Genomic DNA, 11,591 nt, shown 5'->3' on the forward strand with positions numbered 1-11,591 from the left:
TAGGCCTAATAGCATATTTCATTTCTTTTACAAAAAATTTTCATCAATTACACATACTACTTTATGTATCCTGCTCTTTATTATTTGTTCATCTACCATTTTTAACAGTTAATTTTTAACGGCACCCACAGAAAGGGGCAATTTAATATGATAAAAAATATGACTGCGGATGAAATCAGCCTTTATATTATTAAAACTCTAAAGGAAAATAAAAAAGCGGAATTTGAAACAATCCTTGAGGAGCTCCAGCCTTATGATGTGGCTAAAATCTATGGGGACCTGCCGGAAAAGCACAAGGGCAGATTTCTACTATTTTTGAACATGGATGTATTAGCAGACTTAATGGAGGAGCTTGATAAGGAAGAACAGCTTGGGTTATTAAATATTCTTGGAATTGAAAAGTCCAGTAAGGTTTTAGACTTGATGGATAATGATGATTTAGCCTTGTTGTTGAATGAATTATCCCCAGAGAAAAAGGATTCGCTATTATCTGGGATGAAAAAAGAAGAGTCCCATGCTGTTCAAGGTATTATGAATTATCCGCCAGAAACAGCGGGGCGAATTATGACCAATCGCTTCGTTTGGATTCGTGACTATTTTACAGTCAGGGAAGCTGTAGACAAGTTTAAAACATTTGCCGAGTTTGCTGAATCGATAAACTATCTGTATGTCATTGATGATGCCCGGAAGCTGGTAGGCGTTGTCTCCTACCGGGATTTATTACTGGCCGAACCGGAGGAAAAAATCCGTGATATTATGTACGAACGGGTGATAGCCGTTTCCGTTACCACCGACCAGGAAGTCGTGGCCCAAACGGCTGAAAGATATGATTTCCTAGCCATTCCGGTTGTGGATGAAAACAACGTCTTGGTCGGGATTGTGACGGTCGATGACATCATTGATATTTTCATCCAGGAGGCAAATGAGGATATTGAAAAATTATCAGCTTCAGGGAAATCGATTGACTTCGAAACAAAAACCTTAGTAGCCGCCGCGAGACGGTTACCATGGCTGATCTTATTATTATTTATCGGTGTTATTTCTGGAAGAATCATTAGCAGTTTTGAGGAGACCCTGCAGAAAGTTGTGGCCCTGGCCTTTTTTATGCCAATGATTGCTGGAATGACGGGAAATACCGGCACCCAGTCGCTGGCAGTGGTGGTCAGAGGGCTGATTACACAGGATATCAACAAAAAGGTGATTACACGATTAGTGGCACGGGAGCTTGGTGTCGGGATTACAATTGGGGTAATCTGTGCGATTATTATTGCGGTTATCGCCTACATTTGGCAAGGCAATTTGATTTTAGGTGCTGTCGTCGGTTCCTCGCTCTTTTTTACTCTGATAATTGGAACTCTCGCCGGTACGATTATTCCGTTGATTTTATATCGCATGAAGATTGACCCGGCTGTGGCGTCAGGCCCGTTAATTACAACTTTAAATGATATCTTCTCGCTTATGACTTACTTTGGCATTGCAACGATGTTTTTGAAGCATTTGATGTAAAATCACAAAAAAATGAAACCCTTCGCTTAACGAAATCGTTAATAATAGAAGTCACGCTGCTAAATAAGGCATGATTTCTAAAGTATCACCATATTTATTTCAATATAAGACAAACTGGTATAAAATAAGAAACATAATTTGTTAGGGCTATTTTCGTATGGTAGTAACAAAGTTTACGGAAAGAGCCTTTGTTAACAAGAAATAAGCGAAGGTGAATTATGACAGACTATGTAAGCTCTATTTTGGATTTTTTTTCGCAGTTAGGCTACTTTGGAATTGCTTTAGGATTGATGATTGAGGTCATTCCAAGTGAAATTGTTTTAGGCTATGGCGGCTACATGATTTCCCAAGGTCATTTAAATTTTTTCGGCGCGGTCATTGCAGGGACGATCGGCGGAACGATTGCCCAGCTATTTTTATATTGGGCCGGCTATTATGGCGGAAGACCCTTTTTGGAGAAATACGGGAAATATATCCTCATTAAAAAGAAACATATTGATGTCGCTGAACACTGGTTTGAAAAGTATGGTGCCGGGGTCATTTTTTCCGCAAGGTTTATTCCCGTTGTGAGACACGCGATCTCCATTCCTGCAGGGATTGCTAAGATGCCAGCTAGTAAATTCACTCTATACACTGTCGCTGCAGTATTGCCATGGTCGATTCTGTTTTTATATTTAGGAAAGACGCTAGGCAGCAACTGGTCACATGTAAAAGAAGTCGCACAACCTTATGTCCTGCCACTTATTATTGCGGCGATTGTGTTAGGAGTTATTTATTACTTAATTAAAAGAATGAAGAAAACCACCGAATAATTACTCCCGGTGGTTTTTTCGTGTCGATTGCTTAGAGAATTTTTTTTGCGCCCAGGCATCAAGTCTTTTTACATGTTGTTTTCCTATAGTAAAACCATATAAAAGGAGCAGGACGATTATCAGTGTAAACAGATCTATTCGTTTCGTAGAAATAAAATTTATGATCCCCATAAGCACTTGCGGAATAACTCCTGTTAAGGCGAATAAAACCGTCGCCACCTTAAACCAGAAGCTGGATTTAAGCCGATACCGTGCATATAAAAGAAAAAAAGTGGCTGTCCATGCCAGTACTTCAAGACTGACTAATATCACCCATTTATTTTCAAGCAAAAATTCCAAATTAAATACCCCTTCCTCTCCATAATAAAAAACCTGAAAGAACGATCGCTGCACGACCATTTCTCCCAGGCTTTTCTCCTTCCGTGTATACAGAAACAGATAGCTTCTGTACGTTTTCTCTCGGACCAGACTGGCTTCATACCACGGAACCCTAGAAAACTAATTTTATAAAACTATTGTTCACCAAGCAGTCATTCCTATTTTTTAAAATGAAAAGGGAGTGTCGCCACAATAACCCTCTTCTTAAAAATCAGGTAGGCACGAATTAACAAACTGGATTGGTTGTGCAGGATATTGTGCCAGCTCTTTTTCGTAATAAACTGCGGAATCAACACAGTAACCCGATAATTATTTTCACTGGCTTTATGCTCAACCGTATCAATAAACTTTGATAACGGATTTAAGATGCTGCGATAATGTGAGTGTAAGGTGACCAACCGGACATCAGGCTGCCATTTCTCCCATTTTTCCTCGAATCGTTTTTCATCTTCACGATCGAAGGAGACGTAAACAGCAAAGATTTGATCCGTTAGCGATTTAGCATAGTTGATTGAGTTTTCCACCACTTTCGTGATCCCAGCAACCGGAACAATAATGACATTCCCTTGAACCGCCATTGCTTCATCATCCGGATGAATCCGTAACTGTTCGCCAACGGCCTCATAATGCGAATTAATTCGTTTAAACATGAGAACAATTAACGGCAAGAATATAACGACAAACCATACTTGGCTAAATTTAGTGACAAAGAAAATGATTAATACCGTTAAAGTAATCAGGGCCCCAATTAGATTGGCGGTTAATTTTGCTACCCAGCCAGCTGGCTTTGAGCGGAGCCATTTAATAATCATCCCTGTTTGCGATAAGGTAAACGGAATAAACACCCCAACAGCATAAAGTGGGATTAGGTGCTCCGTCTGACCCTTTGACACGATGATTAAAATGATGGAAGCAACTCCTAAAGACACAATCCCATTCGAATAACCAAGACGGTCTCCACGAATCGTAAACATCCTTGGCATGTATTTATCTTTGGCAAGGGCAAACGCTAAAAGTGGAAAAGCTGAATAGCCAGTATTGGCAGCTAGTACCAAAATCAAGGCTGTTGTCCCTTGTACAAAGAAGTAAAGATAATTACGCCCAAATGTTTCTTTAGCAATTTGTGAAACAACGGTTTCGTCCGCTTTCGGTGCAATTCCATAATAATAGGCCAAAAAAGTGATTCCCGAAAATAACAAAGCCAAAAGGAAACCCATTAATACTAATGTTTTCGCGGCATTTTTAGGTGCCGGGTCTTTAAATGTCGGGATTGCATTAGAAATGGCCTCTACCCCTGTTAAGGCTGAGCATCCTGACGCAAAGGCACGGAGAAGCAAGAATAGGGTAATACCCTGAACTGGTGCTCCAATTGCGGCATGCTGGGCAGATGGGGGAATATCCCCCATTAAAATTTTAAATATCCCGACACCAATTAGTAAAAACAGCGCAATTACAAATAAATAGACCGGATAGGCCAAAATAGTGGCAGATTCCGTTAACCCGCGCAGATTTAAAATCGTAATCAATATAACTAATACACAGGCAATGGAAACGGTATGTGCATGTAAAGACGGAAATGCAGATGTAATCGCATCAGTACCAGCTGTAACACTTACCGCCACCGTTAAGATGTAATCAACTAATAAGGAACCTCCGGCAATTAAACCTGCCTTCTCTCCGATATTTTCTTTCGAAACGACGTAAGCCCCTCCGCCTTGAGGGTACGAATAAATAATCTGCCGATAAGATAATATGAGTGCAGCTAAGAGAAATAGAACCCCAACAGCAATAGGTACGGAATACCAGAAGGCCACAACACTAATCGTTGCTAGTACAATTAGGATTTGTTCAGTCCCGTAAGCTACTGATGACAAGGCATCTGAAGATAAAATGGCTAACGCCTTTAAAATACCTAACTTTTGCTCGCCTAACGCCGTCGACTTTAACGGACGGCCGATTAAAAAACGCTTAAAAGAAGAAAGCACGTGATTTTCACCCACCACTTTTTGAAGTAGAATTACCGATTGATTTTATCATAACAGGGTTATTAATATGAAGTATTTCTTTTAAAAAGAGTGTAATATTTAACATTTTGATGAACGCTGTTTATGTAAGCGTCTATCAATAAAAATTGATAGTTACCATTACTGTTTCCATTTCCAATGAAATCATCCATTCTTATCCCAAAGGATAGAAAAGGGTATGGATCTACTCCATACCTTTTCATTACCCATTCTTCCGAGAACTTAAGCGATCCCTATGTAAGAAATAGAAATAGAGCAATATCGATAAAGCAATCGAGATAGCACCTGTTCGATAAATACTACTGTAGCCAAGGAGGTGGCTTATTTGGCCAAATATCATGGCACCTAGGCCGATTCCCAGGTCAAAAAAGGAATAAAAGGTTGCTGTCGCCATTCCCCTTCGATTGACGGACACCTTTTCAATAGACCAGGCCTGTAGAGCTGGCTGAACCATCCCAAATCCCAAGCCATATAGAATTGCAGCAAGATATAGGACTAGGCTATTAGGCAGCCAGGCTAGCAGGATCATAGCTACTAAAATTAGTAATGTTCCCGGAATAAAAACGGTCCGAAGTCCCTTTCGGTCATATAACTGACCCGCAAACGTTCTCGTGATCATTAAAGCCAATGCGTAGAATAAAAAGTATAATTGGATGCCCGATATATGCTTTTCGGCCGTATATAACGGGAGAAAGGCTGCAATTCCACCAAAGGTGAACGTAATAAAAAACATTAGAGCTGATGGCTTTAAAGCCCCTTTTTCATACAGGTCAAGTTTAGTTTTTCCTTTTACCGGTTTGGGATCGACTTTCTTATAGGTTATTCTTGATGAGAGAATCAGTGCTGCCAACCCTAGGCCAGCGCATAGAAGAAAAAAGGGTTTAAAGGGGATGATCCCTGTTAAAATCAGACCTAGTGAAGGGCCAAACGCCAACGCCAAATTACCTGAAAGTCCGTAGAAGCCCATTCCCTCACCCCGCCTCGAAACAGGAATTAAATCCGAGGCAATCGTTCCTGATGCAGTCGTGGAAAAGCCCCAGCCTCCCCCTTGTACTACCCGCATCATAAATAACAAGACGATACTAGTTAAGAAACCAAAAGAGCCGACTGAAACGACAAAGATAGCCAAGCCGATTATATAGACAAACTTTCTGCCTTTTGTTTCAAGAGCCTTACCTGCATAAGGGCGAAGCAATAACGCAGAAAATGTAAAAATTCCCACCACGAAGCCAATTAGTTGATCATTGCCGCCTAAATCTTCCACAAACAGTGGAATCGTCGGAAGTGTCATTTGAAACCCAAGAAAGATAAAGAAATTAGCCAAACAGATCAGTACAAAGTCTTTGGTCCAAATCTTTTCTTTTTGAAGCTGTTTTTCCATAAAGCAAAGAATCTCCTTCCCAAGTATGTATGAAAAGTCGTTTCTTTGATCAATAGAAACGACTTTTCGCAAGAAATTATTTGGTTTTTGCTGTCTCAATTACTCGATTCATCGCTTGGATTTGTCCTAGATGGTTCGCCTCATGAAAGATAGCAAAATTGGCAATCTCACCAAAGGTTTCTTGACCAAGAAATGGTGTTTTTAATCTTTCATTAAAGCTCTCGGCTGGAATTTCCATGATTCGTTTCATTTGGTCTTTTAACTGCTCCGTTAATTCTTTTATGGATGGAACCTCACTATTCCAGTCAGCCGGTTTTGTACCCGTTGCAAACAACTCCATATAATTTGCGGGAAGGCTGGTTGACTTTTTAGGAAAACCAAACATAAATTGTTCTGCAACGGTAAGGACATGCCCCACATGCCACTGAATGGTATTGTTAAAACCCACTGGCTGTACATCCCCGCTTGCGTTATCAAGTGTTTCTACATACCTTACGAATTTACTTCTTGTCAGCTCAAAGCTTTTAAATAGCAGTTCACTCATCCTATCTTCTCCTCTCAATCCTTCATGCTTTCTATTCTATACCCCTTATTGGCTTATTATTAAATGAAACGCCTTTACATTTCTTCGGGTGCTTCAATACCTAATAGGCGCAAGCCCTCCTTAAGTACAACTGTAACCGAAAAGACGAGGGCTAAACGGGACGCTCGTTTTTCATTTTCCTCAAGGATTTTCACTTCTGCATAATACTTGTTAAAGCTTTGAGCTAAATCGATAATGTACTTAGCGACAAGCGATGGATCATGATTCTCACACGCTCGCTTAATAGCCGGTGCAAAGTCCAACAAGAGACCTGCCACCTTCCATTCCTTTTCCCACGTATTCGGCTCGTTATCGGAAAGAGCCTCTGCCTGATAGTCTCCTTTTCGTAAAATCGAGCATGCGCGTGCATAGGTGTATTGAACATAAGGCCCTGTCTCACCTTCAAAACGGAGCATTTCCTCAAGGGAGAATTCAATATCGTTCATACGGTTATTTTTTAAATCATGGAAAATAACCGCCCCTACACCGACCTGTTTTGCTACCTGATCCTTGTTGAGCAAATTCGGATTCTTTTCCTCAATATTCTGTCGGGCCATCGCAATCGATTCGTTCAATACTTCCTCTAATAAAACGACCTTCCCCTTACGAGTAGACATCTTTTTACCGTCTTTTAACATCATTCCAAATGGTACATGAACCATTTTCTCAGCCCATTCAAAGCCCATTTTTCCTAGGACTGCTATAAGCTGTTTAAAATGCAGACTTTGTTCATGGCCCACGACATATAACGAATGAACAAAATCATAGTTTTCTTTACGATAAAGTGCCGCTGCCAAATCGCGGGTGGCATAAAGCGTAGCTCCATCCGACTTTTTGATAAGGCATGGCGGGAGCTGCTCCTCTGTTAAATCCACGACCATTGCCTGGTCAGATTCAACTAATAACTGTTTTTCCTCAAGGAGGTTGACAATCCGATCCATTTTGTCATTGTAAAAAGCTTCACCAGCATACGAATCAAACTTTACATTCATCAGGTCATATATTCGCGAGAACTCCTTTAGTGATTCATCACGGAACCACTGCCAAAGTGTCAGGGCTTCCTCATTTCCATCCTCCAGCTTTTTAAACCAGCTGCGTCCTTCATCTACTAACGATGAGTCCCCTTCTGCCTCTTCATGGAACTTAATATACAGGGTTAGAAGTTCTTTGATTGGATTTTGTTTAACCTTTTCTTCCTCGCCCCAAAGTTTGTAGGCAGTAATTAGCTTTCCAAACTGTGTACCCCAATCGCCAAGGTGGTTAATCTTGAACGGCTTATAGCCGCATTTTGCTGCAATATGGGCTAAAGCATTACCTATCACGGTCGAACGCAAATGCCCCATTGAGAACGGCTTGGCAATATTCGGTGATGACATATATCAATCGTTACCGTACCGCCCTTCCCGAAATCAAGTCGGCCAAATTGTCCCTTTTCCATAATCACTTGATTAATTAGTTGTTCAGACACAAGCTTTTTATTTAAAAAGATATTGATATACCCGGCGACGACCTCTACTTTATCGAAAGCCGGTGATTTAATTTGCTTACTTAGTTCATTGGCAATAACGTTTGGTGACTTTCGTTTTAATTTAGCAAGTGTAAAACATGGGAATGCTAAATCTCCATGGTCTGGATTTTTAGGTTTTTCAATTAAAACTTCCAATTGTGGCGCTGCAATTTCTTGGTCAAGCAGACCATTGAGTATGGATGCCAGCTCCTTTTTATAGTTCAATATAATGACCCCCTTTTAACTATTAAAATAAATAAAAAAACCCCCGCCTCTATAAAAGAGACGAGAGTTTATATTTCCCGCGGTACCACTCTAATTGTTCACAAGAACCAGCTTTCTTTTGTAACGGAGGATTCTCCGGCCTCACCCTACTTGATTCAGGCTGGCATCTCCAAAGTGCGCTTCATTATCTGTTCTATATCAGGCTTCCACCGCCCCTGACTCGCTAGGACTTCCCAGATAACTACTCTCTTTTTCATTGATGTTCATATTAATTAACAGTTATTATACTGGAAAGATTAGGATTTATCCATAGGCGTTGATTATTTTTTTCATAGGGAATCCTTACTGTAAAGGAGGGATTTTTATGGCAAGACGAAATAAAATACTGGTTCCCGAAGCTCGTAATGGATTAGATGCCTTAAAAGCAAGAGTGGTCCAATCGTCAAGTCCTGAGGATGCTAAGTTTGAAGCAGCTGAAGAGGTTGGAGTTCCCCTAAAAAAAGGGTATAACGGCCAGCTGACATCTGAACAAGCTGGAAAGGTCGGCGGCAGACTAGGCGGCAGCATGGTCCGTGAACTAGTCAAAATGGCTCAGGAAAATTTAAGTAAAAGACAGTAAATCAAAGGAGCCATTTGTCAATGGCTCCCACATTTTTTCAAAAAAAGTTTGACAATTCTGTGACAATTGGTAGAATATTCAGTATAAGGGGGAGTGGTTGAGATGCATGAAAAACACGTAAAGAATTTACAGGCTTTTAAAATGGCTGCCGTCTATGGTGGGGGATTGGGAATCATCTTTCTTTTATTCGGTATTTTTGAAAACGATTACAACCTTATGCTTGGACTGGGTATCGGCATAACCGCTGCCTCAATCGTCCTATTCCTATTCGGTACCTTTTTATCTTTAATTGAAGAATACACTCATGCAAATAACGGGGCACCAACGACGTCACGGTCCTCTGGGCAGTTTTATTATGAATACACAAAAAAAAGCGAAAGCGCCTTGAAGAGCGGCTTTGACCTAAGGGCCTCAAGACGCTGGAGCTAGAAAAAAGACTTGTGAGTGCTCACAAGTCTTTTTATTTTGCCTTCCCTCCTAATAGGAAGATTTTCATGACCTCGGCAATTTGCTCAGAACTTAGTGGTTCATGATTTCTTTCCCAATCGGAAACAAGGACTATGTACATTTTTAACAAAAGGAAACTAATAACTTCCGTATTTCCAGGTGGAATGGCTCCCTTTTCAATTGCTGTTTCAATCTTTTTTCTTAGATAAGCAATGATTTCATCCTCAACATGCCGCAACATATCAGATACGGCTAATGTACCCATTTCTTTTTCCTCTTGGACTAGCTTGATCATCAGCTGGTGCTGGGAACGAAAAGCCAATAATCGAGTCAAGGCCCGGTGGACATTTTCCGTAAAAGGTAAACTAGGCTCGATGACGGCCTCAGCCTCGGCAATCATCTCTTTTACTAATTTAGAGATGATTTCTTCAAATAGTTCTTCCTTATTTTTAAAAAAGGTATATATGGTTCCTTTTCCAACATTAGCGAGCCTTGCTACCTGGTCCATGGTGGTGGCCTTATAGCCGAATAAAGAAAAGGACTTTGTTGCCGCTTCTACAATCATGGTTCTTCTGTCGGTGAGCCATATTTACAATCCTCCTGTTTGACTAATTTAGTTCTCCGGTCATATTCCAATTTTACTATATCATAGCTTTTGATTTGTTACAAATAGAGGAATAGGGAGTCAATATTGTCAATGTTTTCTTGAATAATATGAAGCTTTTTTTTGGAAATGTTGCCAAAGTTTTCACTTATCAATGGGTGATTGTTTAGTAAAATGGATTTGTTATTTAGAAAGGAAGTGGAATAGATGATTAAAAGGGCTCTAACTAGATCAACTGACTTAATGATCCTTGGTTATTTAAATACACGAATGAATTTATCCAAGGATGACAAGCAAAATTTCGAAAACTTAACAAGAGGGTATGAGGGCGAGGTGATTTTCAATGCAATGACAGAAAAACTTGAATGTGATTGTCTTATTTTAAATGGGTTATTACTTGAGATCAACCATACAAAATTCCAAATTGATTCATTGATAATAATGCAACATCTAATTTACTTAAACGAAGTGAAAAACTTTGAAGGTGACTACTTCTATAAAGATAAGAAGTTCTATTCTATAAATGGAAAAGAACGGAAAGACCCTCTACTCCAATTGGACCGCTGTTCTTCTCTCCTCCGACAATTGCTCCAAGGTCTTGGATTCCCCTTACCAATTGAACCTTGGGTTGTTCATATCAATCCTGAATTCTCCTTATACCAAGCGCCACGTAATGAGCAAATTATTCTCCCAACACAAGTTAAGCGCTATTTAAATAATATCAACACTACCCCATCGAAATTAACTAGTAAGCACGAAAGGCTTGCTGATAAACTATGTTCACTTCATATTGTTAAGTCGCCCTATTCTATTTTGCCAGCATATACTTATGAACAATTAAAAAAGGGTATTTTTTGTCAAGTATGCGATTCTTTTTTGATTTTTCTACGCGGCAAATACTGTGTCTGTGGGGAGTGCGGTCATGAAGAGAAGGTTGAATCAGCTGTATTACGGAATGTGGCAGAGTTACAGCTTCTTTTTCCAGACCGAAAAATCACAACTAGTACAATCCATGAATGGTGCCAGGTCGTGGAGTGTAAGCGGAGAATAAACCGAATTCTTGACAGGAACTTTAATATTATTGGAAACCGTCGATGGGTTTATTATGAGTGATACCTACTGGTTTTATAGCTTGGTAGCTTTTCTTCAGGAAAGGGAAAATTAGATCATTTTATCCAATAGAGCCTCTGCTATTGGATAATTTCTCCCTTAGAAATCTTGTCCTTTAGAACCGCTCTATTGGACATCATCATAAAGATGGGAACTTTTTTGTCCAATAGAGCCTCTGCTATTGGACATTTTTTTCGGATTATCCCTGTTTTTGTCCAATAGGACTCCTCTATTGGACATTTTTTTCCTTAAATCAGAAATCTTGTCCTTTAGAACCGCTCTATTGGACATTTTCATAAAGGTGGGAACTTTTTTGTCCAATAGAGTCCTTGCTATTGGACATTTTTTTCGGATTATCCCTGTTTTTGTCCAATAGGACTCCTCTATTGGACATT

10 protein-coding genes, 1 pseudogene, 1 riboswitch and 1 other annotated feature are annotated in these 11,591 nt (G+C 40.0%); of the genes and pseudogenes, 5 read left to right on the forward strand and 6 right to left on the reverse strand.

Annotated features, from left to right (window positions below):
- Positions 1-147: 147 nt before the first annotated feature.
- Positions 148-1,506 carry a magnesium transporter gene (gene mgtE / locus ACZ9EE_RS14845; protein WP_476028201.1) on the forward strand — a complete coding sequence of 453 codons (1,359 nt, stop codon included), beginning with the start codon at positions 148-150 and terminating at the stop codon, positions 1,504-1,506.
- 215 nt (positions 1,507-1,721) lie between these two features.
- A complete protein-coding gene (gene uptA, locus ACZ9EE_RS14850; RefSeq protein WP_476032966.1) occupies positions 1,722-2,318 on the forward strand; it encodes an undecaprenyl phosphate transporter UptA in 597 nt (198 codons plus the stop codon).
- On the opposite strand, the gene ACZ9EE_RS14855 is transcribed toward uptA, so the two are convergent.
- From ACZ9EE_RS14855 to argS, 5 genes and pseudogenes are all read right to left on the reverse strand, one after another.
- On the reverse strand, positions 2,319-2,711 hold the full coding sequence (locus ACZ9EE_RS14855) for a hypothetical protein (protein WP_476028203.1): 393 nt from the start codon (positions 2,709-2,711) through the stop codon (positions 2,319-2,321).
- A gap of 6 nt (positions 2,712-2,717) precedes the next feature.
- Positions 2,718-2,823, reverse strand: a riboswitch (guanidine-I (ykkC/yxkD leader).
- Positions 2,824-2,854: 31 nt separating this feature from the next.
- Positions 2,855-4,681, reverse strand: a complete 1,827-nt coding sequence (locus tag ACZ9EE_RS14860; RefSeq protein WP_476032967.1) for an APC family permease — start codon at positions 4,679-4,681, stop codon at positions 2,855-2,857.
- 241 nt (positions 4,682-4,922) lie between these two features.
- Complete coding sequence (locus tag ACZ9EE_RS14865; protein ID WP_476028205.1) at positions 4,923-6,101, reverse strand: MFS transporter; 1,179 nt, start codon at positions 6,099-6,101, stop codon at positions 4,923-4,925.
- A gap of 76 nt (positions 6,102-6,177) precedes the next feature.
- Positions 6,178-6,645 carry a DinB family protein gene (locus ACZ9EE_RS14870; RefSeq protein WP_476028207.1) on the reverse strand — a complete coding sequence of 156 codons (468 nt, stop codon included), beginning with the start codon at positions 6,643-6,645 and terminating at the stop codon, positions 6,178-6,180.
- Positions 6,646-6,719: 74 nt separating this feature from the next.
- Positions 6,720-8,416: pseudogene (argS, locus tag ACZ9EE_RS14875) on the reverse strand (arginine--tRNA ligase).
- A gap of 53 nt (positions 8,417-8,469) precedes the next feature.
- Positions 8,470-8,682 (reverse strand) — a binding site (T-box leader).
- A gap of 98 nt (positions 8,683-8,780) precedes the next feature.
- Here argS and ACZ9EE_RS14880 point away from each other — a divergent pair.
- The gene (locus ACZ9EE_RS14880) at positions 8,781-9,035 is read left to right on the forward strand and encodes a small, acid-soluble spore protein, alpha/beta type (protein WP_476028209.1); all 255 of its coding nucleotides are present in this window, start codon (positions 8,781-8,783) and stop codon (positions 9,033-9,035) included.
- A gap of 102 nt (positions 9,036-9,137) precedes the next feature.
- Positions 9,138-9,464, forward strand: coding sequence for a hypothetical protein (locus ACZ9EE_RS14885; RefSeq protein WP_476028211.1), 327 nt, complete (start codon positions 9,138-9,140; stop codon positions 9,462-9,464).
- Positions 9,465-9,495: 31 nt separating this feature from the next.
- Here ACZ9EE_RS14885 and ACZ9EE_RS14890 read toward each other — a convergent pair whose 3' ends face one another.
- Positions 9,496-10,047, reverse strand: coding sequence for a TetR/AcrR family transcriptional regulator (locus ACZ9EE_RS14890; protein ID WP_476028213.1), 552 nt, complete (start codon positions 10,045-10,047; stop codon positions 9,496-9,498).
- A gap of 246 nt (positions 10,048-10,293) precedes the next feature.
- On the opposite strand from ACZ9EE_RS14890, the gene ACZ9EE_RS14895 reads away from it, so the two are divergent.
- On the forward strand, positions 10,294-11,199 hold the full coding sequence (locus ACZ9EE_RS14895) for a nuclease-related domain-containing protein (protein WP_476028215.1): 906 nt from the start codon (positions 10,294-10,296) through the stop codon (positions 11,197-11,199).
- Positions 11,200-11,591: the final 392 nt, after the last annotated feature.

This window comes from Bacillus sp. URHA0034, from assembly GCF_056280405.1.